The following is a 20,957-nucleotide window of genomic DNA, read 5'->3' as shown; positions in this document are numbered from 1 at the left end:
TGTAGCCCTAACCCTTAGCACTTAATTTTTCTTCATGACAGGTAATTTTCCTGATACATGTTCCATGCCAAATACAGCCTTAACTGCAAGCTCCAATCCTGCTTTTGTCCATTCGTAGGTAGCTATAAAAGCATTGCTTTCTTCCATGTAAGCCAGATGATAAGGATTTCGCATGGCAATAACCACTATTTGTTGCCCTAAATCAGCCATACGCTGTACTAATTTTATTAAATTGGATTGAGGACCAATGTTGAATGTACCAAATATTACCTTATCAAATTTTTTCATGACTTGCAAGACTTTGGTGATTTCTTCTTCTGATGGGTCTGGGTTAATTTCCATCACTTCCACTTGGGTTGTTATGCCCTCTATTGCACTTCTAAGGGAGTGGGTTGCAAATACTGTATCTTCCACACCTGTAATATGGCAATTGGAGCTATCAATAAAGAGAACGCTATCTGCTTCTGCTGATAAAGGTAACACACCGTCATTTTTACAGATGGTGATACCCTCTCGAAATACTTTCTCAGCCAGTTGTTGGTGTTCTTCACAACCGACAATTGGAGCTAATGTAGGTTGATCGACAATTGTATCCCAGTCTAAATATTTTTCTTTTAGCTTAAGGATGCGATTATAGGATGCTTCTATTTTTTCTAACGCCAAATGTCCTTTTTCTACGTCTTGTACAATGGTCTTTATGGCTTCCTCTTGAAGGGTATACGTATGGGATATCATAACAATATCCACTCCTGCTTCTAACGCTTTAACAGCTCCTCCAACCGTTCCATATGTATCTGCAATGGCCTTCATTTCCATACAATCTGTGGTAACAACACCTTGGAATCCCAGTCCCTCTCGAAGAAGACCCGTCATGACTTCTGGTGCTAAGGTGGCTGGTTTTTCGGATTTAACAAGTGTTGGGAAATAGACATGGGCAGACATCACCGTATCCGCTCCTGCTTCCATGCATGCCCTAAAAGGCTTTAGCTCCATGGCTTCTAATCTTTCCATGGTATGTGGAATAACCGGTAATTTGAGATGAGAATCCGAGTCTGTATCACCATGTCCTGGGAAATGTTTCAGTGTGGTGATGATGCCAGCCTCATGCATGCCTTTTATGTTCTCTACTGCATAAGATGCAACCATATCTGCACCTTCACCAAAAGAACGTACACCAATAACTGGATTACTTGGGTTGTTATTAATATCCACAACAGGCGCTAGATTCCAGTTAATACCTAATGCTTTCAATTCTCTCCCTGTTGCTAGACCAATCGCATAGGCATTCGCCTTGTTACCTGTGGCTCCTATAAGCATGGATCCTGGAAAATAAGTGGTACCTTCCCCTAATCGTCTCACAACACCATTTTCCTGATCCACGCAGATAAAAAGGGGTTGCTCATGGCCTGCATCTCTTGCAATACGTTGTAATGCATTGGTCAATGCAAGAACTTCTTTAGCCGTTCCTATATTGCGACTAAATAGAATAATCCCTCCTATATGGTAATCCTTTATTAACGTGATAATTTCATCTGATGGTGTCTTACCTTCAAACCCACAAACCATTAATTGTCCAACTTTTTTCATTAGCTTTGGCCCATGCATGATTCTTTCACTCCTTCTAACCTAAGATTTTACGTCTTACTCTTTATGAAAACCATTCTATTATATTGTGCAGCATAGCCGTTTTGCAGCTATCCGCATTAAAATATAATTTTATACTCATTATACATCATCTAAAATTATATTTCAATTCATATTTGATTTTATTCTGACATGACAATACAAGCACTCTCTTTACCCCAATCTGGTGAAGAAAAATGCTTGTAGTTTGCCAATTCATATCATGTCTAAGGTGTTTGAAATTAATCAACATGAGTGTCTTACTACCCCAAAACCTTTTATATCAAAAAGTCGTTGTAATACATGATTGATTTGATAAAATTATAATTCTTATTGTCTAGGCTAATACCTGCTTGGTAAATTTTTAGCCAGTTCTACCATCTTAATGAATTCTGAGCGATAGCCTTCAACGTCATCACCTTTGTTAGCTTTTGCTCGCTGAATGACATTTTCATAACTTGCATCACCTTTATACTCCGAATCTCTAAGAAGCAATCCAAATTCCACCACTGAGCTTGCAAAGTAGAACTCCCTAGTAGGCTTAAAAAATGCTGTATCCTTTACTGGAACTTCTATTAATTGACTGGTGTGTCCCTCTGGCTCTTTGTAACGTACTTTTATGGTCATCCATTCATCACTGGACTTGACACGTGTTGTTTGGTACTTCAAGTCATCACCAGGAATGGTTTCATTAGAGTCTGCGGGTATCAGTTCGTAGAAAGCTGTTACAACATGACCTGCCCCTACTTCCCCTGCATCTTTGGTATCATCTTCAAAATCTTCATCATTTAATAAGCGGTTCTCATAACCTAATAAGCGATAACCTTTCACTTTACCAGGATTAAATTCTAATTGATATTTTACATCCTTTGCAACGGTATAGAGTGTGGAACCAATCTGCTCAACCAGTACTTTTTTCGCTTCTAAAATTGTATCGATATAGGCATAATTACCGTTGCCTTTATCCGCTAATAATTCTGCTGTTACATCATCAAGGTTCCCTTTTCCAAAACCAAGGACACTTAAAAAGATACCACTCTTACGATTTTCTTCAATGAGTTCTGTTAACGCATTTACACTGGAAGGTCCCACATTAAAATCACCATCTGTTGCAAGAATAATGCGGTTATTACCATTTTTTATATAGTTCTCTTCTGCAATTTTATAAGCGAGATTAATACCCTCACCGCCAGCAGTAGATCCACCTGCATTCAGTTCTTCAATTGCACCCAATATATCATCTTTACGGTGCCCATGGGTAGCATCCAATACGACACCTGCTGCACCTGCATACACAACAATGGATACTTTATCTTGTTCATCTAGTTGATTGACTAATAGTTTGAAAGATGACTTTAATAAAGGTAATTTGTCAGGATCATTCATGGAACCTGACACATCCATCAAAAATACAAGGTTGTTGGCAGGTCTATTTTCTGTATAAAAATCCTTTGCTTTTAACGTCACCATAGCCAATGCATGTTTATCATTCCAAGGACAGTCTGCTATCTGACTATTGATTGCAAAAGGTTCTTTCCCTTCAGGTTCTTTATAATCATAGGGAAAATAGTTCACCATTTCTTCAATTCTTACTGCATCTCTTGGCGGCAGCTGCCCATCCATTAGAAAACGTCTAATGTTACTATAGGACGCGGTGTCTACATCAATGGAAAAAGTGGATAGTGGGTTTTGTAAGACGGACTGGTAGGTGTTTTCCTGTATAGGTGCATAGGCTTCTGTATTCCCCTCTGGCTGTGCTGGTACTATATTATAGTTATCCCCATCATCAACTCCAATAGAACTGGTTACGTCTTCGTTAAATGTCACACGAATGCTTTCATCCTTTTTCACCGCTAAAACATCTGGCTTGTTTCCAGCTGTTTGTTTAGCAGCACTTGGTTTTTCTGCTTGTGATTCTGCAACCTGTTTCTTGCCATCTCTTAATTGAGCACCATTATTCTTACTTGTATCCGTACCCCTAGTAATACCATCACTTGTGGTCATATCACTGGCATTTTCAGCCTTATCTCCCTTGGCAGCACATGCGGATAAAATAAGTACCACAGTTATCATCATTACCATTAATTTTTTCATAAAAAGCACCCCTTTTTATTTTTTATCACGAGTCCTATCATCTTTTTTTCAGTTAAATTACAATAGTATGTTCTAGCACTTCATACTTGTATAAAACAATAACGGACTCATACCTCATATATGTAAGACGATAAAAATAGAAAAAAGTTCCATATAATTAAATAATATGTCATTTTATAACCAAAGTCCTGCTGATTCAAAGCGTATTAAAAAGTCTATCTGGTTTGTATCCAAATAGACTTTTTATGGCCATCTTCATGCTTTCTATATGAAAAAATATGCATGTATTGTTACAATAAGTATTCTTATTCTATTGCTCCAAGATGATTTGCAATACCGGGTCAATACCATGTATAAAATCATCAAAGGTATACGTGACCTCTATATCTGGATAGATAGCATCTGTATCGTGTTGGCTATAGGTAAAATATTTGGTTGAATAAGTGACCTCATAGCCTAGATGAGGCAATGTAAATTGCTTTACCTCCCCATAGTGATTAGGTCTACCACCTGTTGGCTTACCAATTAAAATGGCCTCTGTTTTGTCCTGAATGGTTAATACATTCAGAACAGCTGAAGAAAACGTCCTTTTGCCAATAACCACATATAATTTACCTAGCTGATTGATTGCTTTATCTGTAGCAAGCTTTGTTATTAAGGGTTCAATCAACGTAGAGTTACCACCGCTGTTATGACGCATATCAATAACAAATGTATCTACTTGATGTTCATCCATAAACTTGATTAAGCGCTGAATAAAAGCATCTATGGGATCATTCTCCAATGAAAAACATTGGTTATATTGAAAATAAATCGTTTTATCCTTTGGCAGGTATGCAAACCAATAGGGCTCTGCGGTATTCTTAAGGTATAATAGGTCTCTAATTGCTTTATATGTCTTACCGATTGACGCCCATTGAAGCTTATCAAGATCCATAGTACTTTCAATAGAAACGGTTATATCTTCTCCCTCTATGGTTTGAAAAATCATGTCTGCTTGATTCACATGATCTATTATACCGTATGCTTGCAAGTATTCAGCTATTAATAAGTAATCAGTGGCATGACTTTTTTGTTGTACCACATTATCCTTTGAAACCATATTGCTTAGTAATACAAGGATATCCTCTACAGGTAAATGACCTATTTGCTTTATCTTTGCACCAATGAGATTTTTATAAGCTTCAGAAGCATTAATGATATATACCCCATCTTCAAAGGTCATGATTTTAAAAGGAAAGACGTGAATGGGCGTGTTGACATACACTGCTGTATGACCATCACCAATGCGTGCTACTAAACCTTTTAACCGAATGATTTTTTCCATTTCTGTTAATTGAGGTAATTCAGCAATCAATGTATCTTTTTCTTTGTTATAATCTTCTTTCGTTATGGTGTGATACATATTTTTATGGTTTGCTTGTAAGTGTTTTGATAGGTAGTTGATATCTTCTTTCCATTTCGTATGATGATCAACTATGTTATGATCTGATGGGTTCTGACTTAATCCTGAACATGCCACGAGAAATACAATACTTAATAACATCCCAATCGTTACTTTTATCCTAGTACTTAAGCACATCAAGTACCCTCCTAATTATTTCGCCATTACTCAATCTATATTACCAAGGAAACGCACCTTGTCCAGGGTTTTGATATGTTCCAAAATCTTCTTTCTTTATACCTTCAATATACCGTCTAAGACGATGTGCGGCATCAGCTGGCAATTCATAAGCATCCCTTGCACTGTTCTCTGTCTTCACAAGACCTGGATGTATGGCGATGACCCCTACGGGTTCGTTATTTAAGGATAATTCATTATTGAGACATACGGTTAACATATTCTGAGCCGCTTTTCCAATACGGTAGGAATACGAAAACTTCCGGTGCTTAAACTCGCCATCAGACATCTTTGTCAATGAACCTAATCTGGAAGATATATTGACGATTTTACCCAGTTCTGATTTTCTAAGATACGGCAAGCATGCTTTGGATACGTTAAGGGCTCCGAGACAATGGACCTTAAATCCTAATAATATATCTTCTAATTGGACTTCCTCTATCTTATGCCCTGTACCGGGTATACCAGCATTGTTAATGACGATATCCAGTATACCCGTATGTTCACCCACCGCTTGTTTTATTCGTGCACCGCATGTAGTATGGGAAACATCTGAAACAATGGGTGTACAACGCTCTGTATATACCTGTTCTATATGGGTTTTATGAACGTCTTGACGCACCAGTGGGTATACATAATAACCCTCTTGCCAGAATTCCTGTAATAGTGCTCTTCCAAGACCTTTACCTGCACCTGTAATTAAAATGGATTTCATAAGCAATCACCTCTGCTTTAACATAAAAGACAAATAGTTGAGTTTCTGTTCAAGAACGATTTCTTCACAAGCTATCACTTCAAACTGCACTTTCAAACGCTCAAGAAGTTCATCCAGGGTATAAAAAGCAAAAAAGCGTTTAGGTTCGTAAAAATCATCTTGATAAATTCCTTCGCTTGATTTCCCACCATATACACCAAGATAAAATATACCATCTTTCTTCAACACACGCTTAACTTGTTTTAAAACAGTTGCTATATCAGACTTTGGCACATGGAGTAATGTATTCATGGACCATACACAGTCAAAAGTATGCTCGTCAAAGGCTAAATCATAGAAATCCATGACATGTGCATCTAAACCCTGCTGGCAACATAGCTCAACCATGCTTTTCGATAAATCCACACACGTTATAGCTATACCAGCCTCATCAAAATACTTGGCCATAACCCCTGAACCTGCTCCCAAGTCCAGCATATAGGCATTTTTATCTATTTGGTTAAGAACCTTTTTAACTTCTTTCTCTTTCCATTCAGAAATAAGGCTATCCTTACGATATGCTTTAGCATTGTTATAACTTTTTTGAATGTTTGTTTTTATAGTATCCATGACGTTCCTCCTTCTAGATATGTTCATCGTATATAGCATCATTATGTATTCTCTATTTCTATTAGTCAGCTGTATCAAATAATGCTAACGTTGCACCTAATAATGCATATGTACCTGCCTCACCATGACCAGGGATTACATGTTTCACTTGTTCCTCTGTGTACTTCATCATCATTTTTTCAATGGACTTTGGCCATTCTGTCATATTCGCATCTTTTACATTACCAAGATTCTTAGACGTTAAGGATTTAATCATGCAGCCTCCAAAAAGTACTTTTCTGTCTTCTATATAGACCACAATGTTATCCGGTGAATGGGATTCCCCTGGATAATAGATTTCTACACCGTCTTTTATGTACATGCTCTTTTCTTGGCCTAATTCCATATCCACATAGGCACAAGGCTCCACATAAGATAATTCAGCATACGTATCGTAGTATGTTTTATGAGCATCATCTTGTAACATATCTAAAAACTGCTTTCTTGCCTCTTCCCCTCGTTGTTGAATACAATCACCTGTTATATCGGACGCATAGATTGAAATACCTTTTTCTGCCAATACTTTGTTGCCCCCTAGATTATCAAAGTGATAACCTGTGTTGACTTCTATTATTTCTCTATCTTTACCATAGTTTTGTTCTATCCAGTTCAGTACCAATTGTGTTGCATCTGGTGTACATGGTGTATCTATCCATAGGATGGATTTATTCTCTAACTCTACAAGGAGTGAATTCGATGGCCAAGGGTACTGATGTTCAACGACGATTACACCATGTTCAATCTGCTTTAATGTTAAAGTATCATCTAATGCTACCTGTTCTGTTAAGGTTACTGTGGGCTCCCATGATAATGTATCTTTTTTCTCTTTCTTACCAGAGCAGCCACTTATTACCATACTTATGATGATCATTGCACCTATTATTTTTTTCATATGTCCTCCAATCAAATGTCCAATTTATGCTACCCATTATATCATGCATCCACACATTGTTCTATTCCCAATGAGTCATGACGGTTTGAGGTATAGTTGTACGAAACAAGCTGTCTAGCTGTTCGTTCGTGTTCTCACTTTCCATGATGAGATCTTTATAAACAATACCTTTGTTTTCTATGCTATAAACCAGAATTGCCCGCTGATCAAAAGGCGGCGTTTTAGCTCCAACTGTATGAAAAGAAATGGTCATAAGTAACTCCTTTTTTTCGTCATGATCATAGTCCAACGTCGTTACATGAATCATTTCATACAATAAATTTTCTTTTATATCCTGCCAAAAATTCTCATCAAGTATACCATTATTTTTTAATGTATCAAAATGCGCATACATACGTTCTGCTTCCGCATTTGAAAGTCCTATGACCTTAGAATCAAGCATGGGTTGTAAGGCAATATCAATGGTTTTGTTGTCCAGGTCTACATAATTGATATAGCTATCCATATCTAAACTGGACCATATGGGCATCACCTTGCCATCACCAGATTGATAGACTCTGACCTTATAAAATGGACTCATCCCTTTATGAGCACTATAGAGCATAAATAATCCCTTGTCATCTAATACTTCTATGCCATAGCTATCCGATGGATAATGGGCATCATGGGACAATAATGTATGTTCATCTACTACATCATTTAAGATAATATCTGTATCATGAACCTGCAAATGGATATTGCCATCATAATAGATAACAGCTTCTTCATCTCTATAGGGTGATATGGTTTTTTTATAAAGTACAGTCTTCTCGAAACCTGCATATGTCAGCTGATTGTTGACTATTTTAATCATATAGCGTGGCCACACCTCAGTATTATTCAAATGATAAACCTGATCACTTCCTTCAAACCAAAACATGTTTAGCTCTGCATTGAAATAGATATCCACATAACCTTCAAATCTAAAACGCACTTGGGCATTCTGTTTATCTGCCTTTGCTTCGCTTTGCCATTCATCATTAATACTATCGCGCAATAACGATAGAAGCCTACTGGTAAAAAAATCATTTGCAGGTATGAACCTCTCTTCATGCTGACTGATTGTTAAGGGTATGTTAACCTCTTTCAATAAGGCTTCCATATTGCTGCTTAAGGTTTGATTCTGTTGTTCATTATTTTGTGTCGGGTTAAGTTGCTTATTACCTGCTATAGATCCTTGGGTGTGATGAGCTAATGTTTGGTCATCTTGTTTCAAGGGGTTTAATAACATGAGGGCTAAGATGCCAGTAAGAAGGCTTCCCCCTAAAATTATTGTTATTTTTTTCTTTGACTTCATCCTTTTGCTCCTTTATAATCCCTTACCTTACTTCTTATATATAGTTATGTGCCTTTAGCCAATTCACGGATTGAATGACACCTTCTGTTTCCAATGACCACGTTGCCTGAGGTACAACTGACAATAAACAGTCTAATGTTTGTTGCATATCAAGTGAGCCATTATAAATGGCATTATGCTCATCCTTCATACCATCATTATTATGAAGATGAACATAACCAATGGCATCATTAAGTGATGTAATCCAATCAACTATTGAACGACTGGATCGTTTATTAACATGCCCAACGTCAAGACAGATTTTAAAATGAGGTTGATTCACCTGTTTGTATAATTCTAATTGAAAGTGATCATCTTCTTCCATGACATTTTCTATATAAAACATCATATCCTCTTTACCATCTATAAAGTCCTTCCAAAAGAAAGCAGCTTGCCTTAATGCTTCAGTAAAATCATGCATTCTAGGATTATAAGTGGTGTGGTAAACAATTCCCTTTGCCTCTAATGCTTGCGCTAACTGATAGATTAATTGGTAGTACTTCTTTGTTTCTTTCAAGATATCCTTATTACTCGTACATACTGAAAGGTTATGAAAGGGTGCATGCAGCATGACTTCTTTAATGCCTGATATCTCAGCTAAGGTCTCGGATAAATAGCATGTGTAGTCCTTTAATATTTCTTTGTTAATAAATCGGGTCAATTCTATGCCATAACCATGTTTTTTAAGTAATGGGAATAAAATATCTGCTGTTGTAAAGTAAGATATATTCACGCTGCTCATCTCCTAATTCCTAACACTTATCCAAATCCTAATCTATTTCATACGCACTATTTTTTTATCTTAATGATGACGTTTATGTTTTAAAAACCATTCGTATAATGCTGGATTATTATAAGTAGGCGTCCAACAATCGTGTTCCAAATCCGGATAAGCCGTAAATCGAATGTTGCCACCACAGGCTTCAAGAATATCTACTAATCGCTGTGTTTCACTAATAGGTACTACCTTATCTTTTACACCATGAAATGCCCATATGGGCATATGCTTTAGTTTTACAACAGTCTCAGCATCAAACATACCGCCACACACAGGTGCAATAGCCGCAAATTCATTAGGATAATGCATTGCTAAATCCCATGTACCATATCCGCCCATGCTTAGTCCAGTCAAGTAAACTCTGTCTTCATCTACTGGATAATGGTCTTTTATGTCTTGCAACAAATAATATAACGCATCGGATACGGTACTCCACATTTCACCTATAGGGCATTGTGGCGAAACAATGATGAATGAGTAATCCTTCTTCTCCTGAATGTTTTTTGGAATACCATGAACCTTAACATCTTCTATTTGATTCCCTCTTTCACCCATACCATGTAAGAAAAGAATCAGTGGCCATTTTTTATGCACATCATCCTTTTGAGGCAAGTATAATAGATAATCTAATTGAACTACTTTTTCTATTTTTCTCTCAAACGTACAATGCATTTGTTTCATGGTTAACATCCTCTCTTCTACGATAGCTTATCGTTTTTATTTACCAAAATAAGCATCTTCTTGCTGTATGGCAACAATACTTGCCCCTGGTATAGAAATGACATAATAGGTATCTTTTTCTTCTACAATATACCCCCATACGTCTCCCGGTTCATTGGAATAATAGCGCCACAGTTCATTATCTGGGGATTCTTTAAACAGCATCGTTTGATCAATGGTATAATCGATGGTATATAGGGTTGTTCCTAATGGTATGCACACGTCAACATCCAATAATGTGGTAAAATCTTCGTAGCTTCCAAGTTTATCTTTTTCAACCCAACCGGTTCTTATATCGTTCGGTGAATCCAACCTATTAAGGGTTACATAATACCAATCGTTATTTTGATAGAGAACATGAGCAGCTCTTCCTGTTGTAATTTCCCGAAGCATATGTCCTTCTTTTTGTGGTTCAATATAGAGCTTCGCATCCTCTATGAAATACATATCTTTATGAATACGATTAAATGATACATTTGGTTTGTTATCTAAGTTCCATGTTGGTATAACGCCTTCTATGATCACTTTTGTTAAGTAATCGTTTTGCTCAATGATGGTCATGGTTTGTTCAAAATTGATAGCAATTGGATTCAGCATAGCGATTGGACCATAAGCCGGTATACTGTTATCGTAATAAGATCCATATATAGGCAGACCATCTATTTCTTTTAACATCACTTCAGTGGTCTCAGATGTTGCTTGATTATTTATCGTAGCATTTAGATGTCGTAATTGACTGTTTTCTTGTTTTAGCTTTATAATTTCAGCTTCTAAGCTTGCAACCTTCTTATCCTGTGATGACTGATTGTCTGAGCAAGCACACAATAAACATATACAAGCCCCTAATAGTATAAACACTCTTGTTACATAACCTCTCATTTTTTCTCTCCTTATTACCACCCATAAACCATTAGATAACCCCCTCTTTGGTTACCCCTATCCATTTATGTGTGTTCTTCCTTCGCATTGTTCTTATTACCAATCTGATGACTTACCTTCACTATGTATTTGTTGTTATGACAGATACGTAATGAGAATTAAGTTACTAATTTATTGTAATTGTAACCCTATATGAAGTCAAGATACGGAATCTTTTTTAATGGTTATTTAATACTCTTTTAATACCTTAGCATAGCTCTCTATATAAACATCTTATCTTGTTCATTTTTCATAATAATCATCGTCATAACTGTGTATGCTCTTAATGCAATTCAGTTAATGATATAATAAAAGCCAAGATACCTTTATGATATGCCCTTTTCGTCCTGTTATCCATTAACTGGTCTACCTAAAGGTTCATATTAAATGAATATCTTGGCTTCATTCTACTTATTTAATTGCAAAGTCTCTAAGAACATGTTCATCACCTTGTTTGCATCTACTTGATGAAGTACGAGACACTTCTTTTTCTCTTTGTAAAACATTTCTAAGTTGTCAACTAAAATCTGTCCCCTTGTCATGCCATCTGTTACAACTTCAACAGGTGCTGTAATTCCCGAACATACAGATGGGTTCAGATAATAAGCAATGTTTAAGATATCATTGATGATGCAGCCATCAAAATTCTCTGCTTTACGGTGAAAATCCATGTAAAACTTCGTTACGTCATACACAAATTTTCCTATTCTATGTGTTGCTTCAAATCTTTTTGTCATATCAGGTGTTAAGTATATCTTTCTTGTTACATCAAGGGTAACCATGGTAAGGGGTACCTTTGATGCAAGTACATACGCCACTGCTTTTGGGTCATGATAATAATTAAACTCTGTCACTGGTGACATATTGCCATAGGCTTTATAAGTACCTCCCATGGAGATAATTTGCCTGCACTTATTAAAGGTATCAGGGTCTTTCATATAGGCTCTAGCAAGGTTTGTTAATGGGCCTAAAGCAATGATATCCACTTGTTTATACTGTTTTAAGGCGTCCAGTATAAAATCTTCAGCTTTAACAATGGATTGATAATCAAAGCCTTGCCCAAAATTAGTCTCACCCAAACCATCTTCTCCGTGGGTGTCCTTAGCATCAATATATTCACCAGCTATATTGGTAATATCACTTGTATAGACTGGAATATCTACTTCCAGCATGTTTAATAGAGCCTTAATGTTTCGAGCACTTTCAAGGCTGTTAACATTACCACTCACACTGGTTATTCCTATTATGTTCATATTCGCTTTTATGGCAAAGATCAGTGCCAAAGCATCATCAATCCCACAATCAGCATCTATTATAACGTGTCTATCCTTCATCAATACCACTCCTTGGCCTTATACGAGACATCAGGTACATAAATGGTGTATCAATAATTGCCGCTATATATTTTACAATCAAAGTGGTTATAATTATATTCACCACAAACGCCATAGGAAAAATACCCACTAGAGCAAATCCTATAGTCACCAACACAGAATCAATGAATTGTGAAATAAATGTTGACCCATTATTCCTTAACCATAAATATTTGGATGATGGGTTCCATTCTTTTATTTTAGAATAGACCAATACATCTAAGGACTGACTGATGAAATAAACAAAATTTCCTACTAATACAGCTTTAAGTGCTCCCCCATTAATGGAAAAGAACAGATTCAAGGCTTCATTGACATTTTGACTATCTTCAAGCCCATGAAACAGGGTTGAAATGAACATAAGGACAATAAAAGCAAGATTAGCATAAATAGAAACATGAACGGATTTCTTAGCTTCCTTATAGCCATATTTCTCATTGAGTAAATCTGTAGCCAAGAAAATGCCAGCAAACATCACATTACCAAGAGTAGCCTGTAATTCAAATAAGCCAAAATCAAACACAATCACTTTGTTGACTTGTAAATTGGCAGCAATAACACTCAATACAATATAACTCAATATACCACGTTTTCCAAAAAGCTTAAAAACCAGTGCAATCAGTGCAAAATTCACCAATGCAAAAATTAAAAAAATAGATAAATTACTCATTTCTTGTTTCCTCCCTAGTTTTGATGCGCAGGATGGTTGCGAACTGCGTGGGTCATGCCCATAGGGTTCAATTATATTCAAAAAACAGTTGTTTGGCAAGTATTTTAGTTTATTACTTTCATTGTTTTTTATTAAAGTATAAAAAGTTTGATAGCAGTTGGCAAAGTTACTGAATAAAAGATAGAGCAAGCTATATAATCTTACTTTATTATTTACATATCAATTACTCATATGCCCAATACTAAAGTTTCTTATAGTATTTAGTAAATACATGTCATACAGCATAAAAATATTTATAAGCCTTTATATTTATTGATTGCTTTATTAAAATATTATTAGCATTATTAAATCATTATTAATTATGTAATTTTTCTATAATATTTATGCTATAATTCAATAGTCAGAAAGTTAGTGATAGTTAAAATTAAGGAGGATCTATTTATGAAAAAGAGTTTTTTATCTGTAATTTTACTTGTTGCTTTAGCACTTAATCTTAATATTAGTTCTTACGCTAGTGTTGGTGATGTTCAGTCTCTAAAATTAGAGAGGTGGGAATCTGATCAATGTATATTTAATAGTGAAGATATGGAGATGAACGATGACGTACTTACTATTAGTGTATCTATTGAAACTTCAAACCCAGATTATATAATTAAAGTAGTTGACAGAACTGAAAATAATATAGTTGCAAGTTTGAGTTCCCGAGAGACTTCACTTTATCATTCTTTTGGAAGTATTATTAATCCTAACCATGATTATGAAGTACATATATTCAATGTAGGGTTTTCTCTTCTTAGGGGAAAACTTATGGCTGTAATTGATTAGTTAATGGCTACATAAACAATCACTGACTTTCTTACATAAATTACTTATATAGGTCGGTAATTATCTGACAAACCAGCTAAAAGATAAAAAGGCTTACACTAATAATCCGATAGATATTACAGTGGCTTGCTCTCAAAAAGGTTATTGTCTATATTTAATCTAAGACCTTGCTCATGTGGAATTCTATTTACAGCATTTAAAACCGTACAAAAATAAATGCTGTTATCTTCAAATTCTTTGATAACTGCTTTGTCTGAATCTATTAATTTATCTTCCGTATTTGAATTAACGTTCATTATTAAAATTAACGTACCTATTAAAACTATAGTGACAAATGTAAAATACTTTTTATGCATAATAAACCCCTAAATATTCCTGTTACTGTTTCTTATCCAATAAATCAACAGTTTGCATTATTCCACTTGAGTCGATTTTAAAGAATAACTTTTTTCTATACGCCCATAATATATACTTTCTAGCTTTTACCTCATTAACTTTTAGCTCTTCTTGAATTTCAGTATAATCTATGTAACCATTCTCTCTAAAAGTCTTTAGTGCAATATTTACTGCAGATTCCCTAACAATAAACATTTTTCTACCAAAGTATATTAATAGACCTCCTGCAGCAACAAATAATGCAACAAATATAATACCTGCTATAGTAACCCCTAAGGGATCCTCCCCCTTATAGCTACTGATTACAATACCTAGCATAAAAAAAGCCTTACACTAACTGATGCTTTAATCTATCCTAACTATCTAATCTTATCTTTTGGTAGAATTTTTTTAGAAGACGACAGATACAACCCTTATTATTTATATTGCTTGGGATTATATATAGCGTCTCACTCTATTCATATAGTTTTTATACTCTCCTTTGAACTTTTTTATACACCATCTTTCTTCAGATAAAATAAGATAATGTGTTGAAATTTGAAAGATAATAAGTATAAACAATAATAGCCATGAATTAGCTAGTATACTGCAACCTAGAAAATACAAAAAGAAAGTTACATACATAGGATTGCGAGTAATCTTGTATAATCCGTCTACATTTAATCCATTTTGATTTGGTTTAGAGAATTGTACAATTGATATTATATATAAAATCATTGCTATAACACATATTCCTAGCCCTATGTAATTTAAAATGTCATCTAGATTTATTCTTATAAAAATCAAGATTACTACAAGAAATAATGCTGTTATTTGATAAACCCAATGAGCTACCTTTTCTTTGCCTTCTGTTGGTGGGAAAAATGCAACACGTCCAGTTGCATCTTTATTTAGAATACCTGGTAGACCATAACGTGCAAATATTATAGGTAGTACTAATATAATCCCATTCAAATTGAATCTCCTCTCTTGCATTTAAATGTTTACAAGCCAAATAATATTTTTGTAAGCTTCTACATGATTTTTATTCTATTATTAAAATTTGTAAGTAATCTATATAATGTCTCAGGATCATTCATTTTCAGTATATCAATCTTGATATACTTTAAAATACCGAAAAAGGTTATTTCAAGTACCCATCTTCTACTCCTATTACAAGGTCTATAAAATCTAATAGAATGTATACTTTTACTATTGAATTGATATAACTGAGTGCCATCATGATAGTCTATATCACCTTCAATATATTCTAAGTATACTTTTGGATAAATTTTTGTATACTGTTTATATGCACCTTTTATCATCATTACTATAATAATAAACAATATTATAATCATGCCTATTGAAAAATATTTAACGTCTTGCTCGAAAGAATTTATAAATACTATAGCATAAACGAACAACATTGCACCAAATATAGCCGTAAAAAAAACGGTACTGAAAATCAGTTTAATATAATGATTGTTCGTAATTTTAAATATGTACTGGCCATGATAATTAATATTACTTATCAATTCTTTATCTTTTTCAAGTGTGCTCATTTTCTTATATTTACGTTTAAGGCGTGAGTAATTCATCTTGCTTCTCCTGTACATTCAATAAATTGACATTTTGCGCAAATCTAAAACCCTCCCAATAGGCAGATACTATGCAAAAAAATGAGCCTATCCTTGGGATAGACTCATTCTATATACTTATCGGTAACTTAATATTTAATCAATATTAGAAAAGTCAATTATGCTATCTATTTTATAGATGAAGGTTTCTTATAAATATAGACTAAACCAAATATAAGAATTAAGTAAGCAAATATATCTAAAAATTTACCGATAACAATTACAGTATATATATCCAATCTCAAGTTATTGTTAAACTCCAAATACATCATATAATCTGAAAACAAACCAACTGAGCTAGATAATATATTAATCACAAAGTATATTTGCCCCAATGTGAAAACTCTGTTGTATGACTTTTTCTTTATACATATTATTAAGCCAATTATTGATAACATAAAATATATAGCATTGAACATTTTCTAATTCTCCTTACCAATTAATATGAATCCTACTCCAACTAGAATTATGTAATAGTTGTATCTCATTTACACGTGCAGAAAAGTCTGCATTTGCTTTAGTTTCAAAAGTAACAACATATTCATGGCCTACTTTAAAAGTAACGTCATCAGACCAAAAGTTTTTATCAAAAAAAGCTACAGACTTAGCTTCTCCTTTAAGTGCACTATTTACATCCATCATTTTTCTTAGAATCCAACTACCTTCCGTAACATCATATACCCCAATATAATTACTAATTGATGCTACAGTATTTCCTCCAACTAAGTAATGATCTGCACTATATGTTATATCTATTCTACCTGTACCACTTGTCACTCCATAATAGTCTTCATTCACAGTAAATCTAAAACCTGTCCATGCAATTGCTTGAGCTGAACCACCATAGGCTGCAGCTGCAACATGATTACTATTGTGAAAAATTTTAGCATCTGCATATGCTTGAGCTAATAATAGTGTTTCAGTCTCCTCATTTCCCTCAGAAGCGGTATATTTAGTTAACGGGTCAAATAAACCAACATAGATTAAACTTCCACCATCATCAGGTATTTCTACAGATCTAGTACTTGGATTATTAGTGTTTTGTTTTATAGATTCAGCTATAGCTTTAGAAGCATCTATCTCCGCTTTTATAAAATCATTTATTTGCTCTTCTGAAAGACCTTCCTGCATTAGTTGACTTCTTAAATCATTTTTCAAATAAGAAAAACTATAATATTGATCACTTTCTCCAGCCATGACTATATTTGGGACACTGAAAAACAATAATACTGATAAAAACATTACTAATAGATGTTTGTATTTTCTCATTTTTTCCTCCAATGTATAATTTTTAATCAAGCTTGATGTTGATTAGTATATCATACTGGCAATCATGTATCTATATCAAATTCAAATTTTGTAACATTTTATTCCAAAATTTAAAATACTCTAAAACTATATAAGCCATTAAATGTTACAAAGGTTACAGATATCATTTTTTTCTACTTTATTGACAAATTTCGTCGTTTTTTGCTGTTATTATTTGTTGATTATTATAGTCATTAAGTTTAGCATATCGTTATATTTATTACAATAACAGAATGTCATATTTCATTGTTTACTAAATAATACTTTTATCCTTTTAAAAATTATATAGAATGTAACTTTCCTTATTTCTGACGTTTTCTCACTTAGCTTCAAAGCTAATCATAATTGATTTTTTTAGAAATATATATTGGCTAGTACTAGTTTAAAATACGAACATGTAAAGTCTAAAAACCATACTTATTTATTGGCTCATTGTCATTTTTAATATTTTCCCAATCAAAATTATATTTCTTATTCTCATCCCAACTAGGTTGCATTATACTAAAAATTGAGTCACTTCCAAAAATGGACCCATCATCATTATCTCCATACATTTGTACTTCTTGATAAGGATTAAATGTATATACACCAAATTGAGCATATAATATTACATAAACTCCCGCTATTGCATGGATTAGCATATCCAAATTTGCTTTGCTGAAATTCACATGCCTATCATGTTTGGCAGCATTATAACTCTGATACCAATTTAGAGAATGACCTGATTTCCATTCATCAAAAGGTGCTATAGTTTTTTTAGTAGGTTGCCAAAAATTAATATGTACTTTATATTCATCTAATTGCATAGCTGACCGAATATTATAGTAATCTGAAATATTGTTATAATTTGCATACCCATTTGCATTGACATTCTCTTTCTCCTTTTTCTGATTTATTGTTGTATACAAAACCATTTCAGAGGTATTTTCGATAATCTAAAATATCCCTTCTTATACGTATAATCATCTAACTTTATTATCATAATAAATCAGAGGTTTTATTCTTAACAACAATATGAGTTGTGTGTTATTCATGTTAATAAATTTACTTGGAGATGATACAAGTTGACATTTAGTAAGTATTAAAAACCCCCTCTGATTTTAGAAGGGGTTATTTATTACGCTATCTTTAAATATTCAAATTTCAATTTAGTAGCGAGATTTTCTGGTAATGTGAATTGATTGATTTCACCCTTACTATAATTAACAACTAATAAATCAAGTACTTTATTCAATATATCTTTTTCCCTCATACCTCGATCCCAACATATAGTAATTTTTCCTTTTACTTCTTCTTCAATCCTTATTACTTGTCTTACATTATAGATATACCGCATTAGTGCAGTTTGATTTTCATCATCAAAGCAAACCTCTCCAACAATGCAATCTTGGTGTTTATAGAAATTAACTGTAGAGTAATTGTAATTAAATATATTATCTACCAAATCTGATGGTTGAACTCCGTCAGTTATCATTAAGTCAATAAGCTGATTTAACTTATATTTTACTACATCAAACACTTTAAATCATCTTCCTCAAATCACTGACTATCTGTTCTAAGTATTTTTGTGATTGTAATAACTCTTCTGGTTCTCTTGTTTTAACTGGTCCATACCTATATGATAATCTGTTGTTCATGTACCAAACCAGTATCCCATCATTTGCAGTATTAGGCGTAAGACGTGGTATAAGCTTCTTAAATTTATTATACAACGAATTACTTTTTCGGTCAATTCCTTTCTCTTCTAAAATAGCTTGTGCTGCTTCATTAGCATTTGTATATAGTATATGCTTTATTGTTTTTCTAGCCTTTTCTGGTCTTTTTTCAACTAACAACCTATCAATTTCATCTTTTCTATTTTTGGTTTCATTCTTTCTCAGCGTTTCTCTTATCTACTTTTTTGTCTCTTCATCTAAGTTAACATTTTTCATCATTGTATTGAATGTTTCGTTCACATTATTTTCTATATCTCTTTTGGCATCCTCAAACATTTGATTAAAGTCAATATCTCCAAGAAAAGAATCCTTATCTGCGACAAACGCTTCCCCCGTTTCTATGCCTCCATATAACGATGATCTTTCCGTATATTCTCTATCGGAAAACTCATAATCTGGATATTCCTTGGGAGGAATAGTGCTTTTTGCAACTTCTCGTTTAAAATCATTCCACATTTTATCTAGTCCGATTTCTTCATGGTATACAACACAAGCATTATTATCTATACCATAATCTGTAACCTCTTCCTCTGGTATAATTCTTAGAACTCTCCCTACAATCTGTGCAAAAGCATTTTTGCTCCTATATGGTCTAAAAATCGCTAGTACCGATAAGTATCTATGATCATATCCTTCTTTTAGCATATCCACAGATACAACAACATCACATTTATGTTCTTCTATATCTAATAGATTTTTATCTCTATCTTCTTTACTCATTTTGCTGTGTATAATAATTACGTTTTGACCCATTTCTTCATACCATAATGCAACGTCTTGAGCATGTACAATACTGCATGCTATAGCTAATATTTTATGTGGCACCTTAGTGGAAATTTCTTTAATCTTTTTTAATTCTTTTATACTTTCTTTTATTACATCTACTGAGCATTCTTTTGATAAAGCTACAGATTTTTCTACCCATTCTTTATCTTTTAATTTTATAACTTCATCAATACTATATCGCTTATCATCATCCTTAATAGTAAAATAAATTTCATTATTATTGATTGTTGCATTCCTTAATCCCTTAACAAGTTTCATTCTCATAACTTCTGAAAGTTGAGTTGTATGTATTGGCTCTCCCGGTATATCTTTTCCATCACCTCTATATGGTGTTCCTGTTAGATGTAGTTTTTTAGCAGAACTAAAATACTCTAATGCATCTTGCCACGTTGTAGCTACAGAGTGATGTGCTTCATCTATTATTACCATATCAAAAAAATCATTCTTTACTCTACTAAGTAAGGAGTTTTCACTACGATTATAAAGCTTATGAACATTAGTGATTACAAAATCGCATTTCTCAAGACTGGATTGCAACATTTCTGGCTCATACTCTTCGACAACTGGCATATCTTCTGGATCAAATAAAATATCATAGTTAACCCAAAAATTTTCTTCCATTGGATGCAATGTTTTTACGACACTCTTTTTTGTAACCAAACCAAGAGTTATAACTAACACTTCCTTTGCTCACTTCATATGGTGCAATAGAGATAAGCCCGCTTTTACCAGTACCAGTAGGTAATACAACTAATGCTTCTCCTTGGGGGCCTTCTTCAAAGTATTCTTTTATTTTTATATATGCTTCAATCTGAGGTTTTCTTAATTTTTATTATCAATAATATTAGGGATTGTTTTAAAGAAATAAGACATTATATTCACTC

At 33.8% G+C, this 20,957-nt stretch carries 22 protein-coding genes and 1 pseudogene; 1 reads left to right on the top strand and 22 read right to left on the bottom strand.

Translation table 11 applies throughout. The features are described 5' to 3' along the window. Window positions 1-21 precede the first annotated feature (21 nt). From HZI73_RS12330 to HZI73_RS12275, 12 genes are all read right to left on the bottom strand, one after another. Window positions 22-1,587 (bottom strand): glycoside hydrolase family 3 protein, encoded by a 1,566-nt coding sequence (locus HZI73_RS12330; RefSeq protein WP_212698525.1) that lies wholly within the window; start codon window positions 1,585-1,587, stop codon window positions 22-24. A 378-nt stretch (window positions 1,588-1,965) separates the two neighbouring features. Further along, the gene (locus tag HZI73_RS12325) at window positions 1,966-3,717 is read right to left on the bottom strand and encodes a vWA domain-containing protein (RefSeq protein WP_246552488.1); all 1,752 of its coding nucleotides are present in this window, start codon (window positions 3,715-3,717) and stop codon (window positions 1,966-1,968) included. Window positions 3,718-4,027: 310 nt separating this feature from the next. Continuing rightward, window positions 4,028-5,299, bottom strand: coding sequence for a S41 family peptidase (locus HZI73_RS12320; RefSeq protein ID WP_212698524.1), 1,272 nt, complete (start codon window positions 5,297-5,299; stop codon window positions 4,028-4,030). 40 nt (window positions 5,300-5,339) lie between these two features. Continuing rightward, the gene (locus tag HZI73_RS12315; RefSeq protein ID WP_212698523.1) at window positions 5,340-6,053 is read right to left on the bottom strand and encodes an SDR family NAD(P)-dependent oxidoreductase; all 714 of its coding nucleotides are present in this window, start codon (window positions 6,051-6,053) and stop codon (window positions 5,340-5,342) included. A gap of 6 nt (window positions 6,054-6,059) precedes the next feature. After that, window positions 6,060-6,662 carry a class I SAM-dependent methyltransferase gene (locus tag HZI73_RS12310; RefSeq protein WP_212698522.1) on the bottom strand — a complete coding sequence of 201 codons (603 nt, stop codon included), beginning with the start codon at window positions 6,660-6,662 and terminating at the stop codon, window positions 6,060-6,062. A 61-nt stretch (window positions 6,663-6,723) separates the two neighbouring features. Beyond that, window positions 6,724-7,593 carry an MBL fold metallo-hydrolase gene (locus HZI73_RS12305; RefSeq protein ID WP_212698521.1) on the bottom strand — a complete coding sequence of 290 codons (870 nt, stop codon included), beginning with the start codon at window positions 7,591-7,593 and terminating at the stop codon, window positions 6,724-6,726. A 61-nt stretch (window positions 7,594-7,654) separates the two neighbouring features. Further along, window positions 7,655-8,929, bottom strand: coding sequence for a hypothetical protein (locus HZI73_RS12300; RefSeq protein ID WP_212698520.1), 1,275 nt, complete (start codon window positions 8,927-8,929; stop codon window positions 7,655-7,657). A 34-nt stretch (window positions 8,930-8,963) separates the two neighbouring features. Further along, on the bottom strand, window positions 8,964-9,701 hold the full coding sequence (locus HZI73_RS12295; protein ID WP_212698519.1) for a sugar phosphate isomerase/epimerase family protein: 738 nt from the start codon (window positions 9,699-9,701) through the stop codon (window positions 8,964-8,966). A 69-nt stretch (window positions 9,702-9,770) separates the two neighbouring features. After that, window positions 9,771-10,427 (bottom strand): carboxylesterase family protein, encoded by a 657-nt coding sequence (locus HZI73_RS12290; RefSeq protein WP_212698518.1) that lies wholly within the window; start codon window positions 10,425-10,427, stop codon window positions 9,771-9,773. 36 nt (window positions 10,428-10,463) lie between these two features. Further along, on the bottom strand, window positions 10,464-11,345 hold the full coding sequence (locus HZI73_RS12285) for a hypothetical protein (RefSeq protein ID WP_212698517.1): 882 nt from the start codon (window positions 11,343-11,345) through the stop codon (window positions 10,464-10,466). Between the two features lie 446 nt (window positions 11,346-11,791). Then, the gene (locus HZI73_RS12280) at window positions 11,792-12,718 is read right to left on the bottom strand and encodes a nucleoside hydrolase (RefSeq protein WP_212698516.1); all 927 of its coding nucleotides are present in this window, start codon (window positions 12,716-12,718) and stop codon (window positions 11,792-11,794) included. Continuing rightward, on the bottom strand, window positions 12,708-13,427 hold the full coding sequence (locus tag HZI73_RS12275) for a queuosine precursor transporter (protein ID WP_212698515.1): 720 nt from the start codon (window positions 13,425-13,427) through the stop codon (window positions 12,708-12,710). The genes HZI73_RS12280 and HZI73_RS12275 overlap by 11 nt, the downstream gene beginning before the upstream one ends. 441 nt (window positions 13,428-13,868) lie before the next feature. Here HZI73_RS12275 and HZI73_RS12270 point away from each other — a divergent pair, with 441 nt between their 5' ends. Further along, window positions 13,869-14,252: a hypothetical protein gene (locus HZI73_RS12270; RefSeq protein ID WP_212698514.1), complete on the top strand. Its 384-nt coding sequence runs from the start codon at window positions 13,869-13,871 to the stop codon at window positions 14,250-14,252. A gap of 116 nt (window positions 14,253-14,368) precedes the next feature. On the opposite strand, the gene HZI73_RS12265 is transcribed toward HZI73_RS12270, so the two are convergent. The 10 genes and pseudogenes from HZI73_RS12265 to HZI73_RS26875 all read right to left on the bottom strand — a co-directional run. After that, window positions 14,369-14,608, bottom strand: a complete 240-nt coding sequence (locus tag HZI73_RS12265) for a hypothetical protein (protein WP_212698513.1) — start codon at window positions 14,606-14,608, stop codon at window positions 14,369-14,371. Between the two features lie 22 nt (window positions 14,609-14,630). After that, window positions 14,631-14,966, bottom strand: a complete 336-nt coding sequence (locus tag HZI73_RS12260) for a hypothetical protein (RefSeq protein ID WP_212698512.1) — start codon at window positions 14,964-14,966, stop codon at window positions 14,631-14,633. 117 nt (window positions 14,967-15,083) lie between these two features. Next, window positions 15,084-15,602, bottom strand: coding sequence for a methyltransferase family protein (locus HZI73_RS12255; RefSeq protein WP_212698511.1), 519 nt, complete (start codon window positions 15,600-15,602; stop codon window positions 15,084-15,086). Window positions 15,603-15,661: 59 nt separating this feature from the next. After that, window positions 15,662-16,225 carry a hypothetical protein gene (locus tag HZI73_RS12250; protein WP_212698510.1) on the bottom strand — a complete coding sequence of 188 codons (564 nt, stop codon included), beginning with the start codon at window positions 16,223-16,225 and terminating at the stop codon, window positions 15,662-15,664. A 471-nt stretch (window positions 16,226-16,696) separates the two neighbouring features. Further along, a complete protein-coding gene (locus HZI73_RS12245; protein ID WP_212698509.1) occupies window positions 16,697-17,533 on the bottom strand; it encodes a chorismate mutase family protein in 837 nt (278 codons plus the stop codon). 443 nt (window positions 17,534-17,976) lie between these two features. Then, the gene (locus HZI73_RS12240) at window positions 17,977-18,480 is read right to left on the bottom strand and encodes a hypothetical protein (RefSeq protein ID WP_212698508.1); all 504 of its coding nucleotides are present in this window, start codon (window positions 18,478-18,480) and stop codon (window positions 17,977-17,979) included. 209 nt (window positions 18,481-18,689) lie between these two features. Further along, window positions 18,690-19,091 carry a hypothetical protein gene (locus tag HZI73_RS12235; protein ID WP_212698507.1) on the bottom strand — a complete coding sequence of 134 codons (402 nt, stop codon included), beginning with the start codon at window positions 19,089-19,091 and terminating at the stop codon, window positions 18,690-18,692. A gap of 1 nt (window position 19,092) precedes the next feature. After that, window positions 19,093-19,407: a hypothetical protein gene (locus HZI73_RS12230; protein ID WP_212698506.1), complete on the bottom strand. Its 315-nt coding sequence runs from the start codon at window positions 19,405-19,407 to the stop codon at window positions 19,093-19,095. Between the two features lie 57 nt (window positions 19,408-19,464). Beyond that, window positions 19,465-20,694: a DEAD/DEAH box helicase gene (locus HZI73_RS12225; protein WP_212698505.1), complete on the bottom strand. Its 1,230-nt coding sequence runs from the start codon at window positions 20,692-20,694 to the stop codon at window positions 19,465-19,467. Beyond that, a pseudogene (locus HZI73_RS26875) lies at window positions 20,672-20,890 on the bottom strand (hypothetical protein); the annotation flags it as partial. The gene HZI73_RS12225 and the pseudogene HZI73_RS26875, both read right to left, overlap by 23 nt. Window positions 20,891-20,957 lie beyond the last annotated feature (67 nt).

This window comes from Vallitalea pronyensis, from assembly GCF_018141445.1.
In the GTDB taxonomy this organism is placed as follows: Bacteria; Bacillota; Clostridia; order Lachnospirales; family Vallitaleaceae; genus Vallitalea; species Vallitalea pronyensis.
This window is presented reverse-complemented; position numbering and strand designations above follow the sequence as displayed.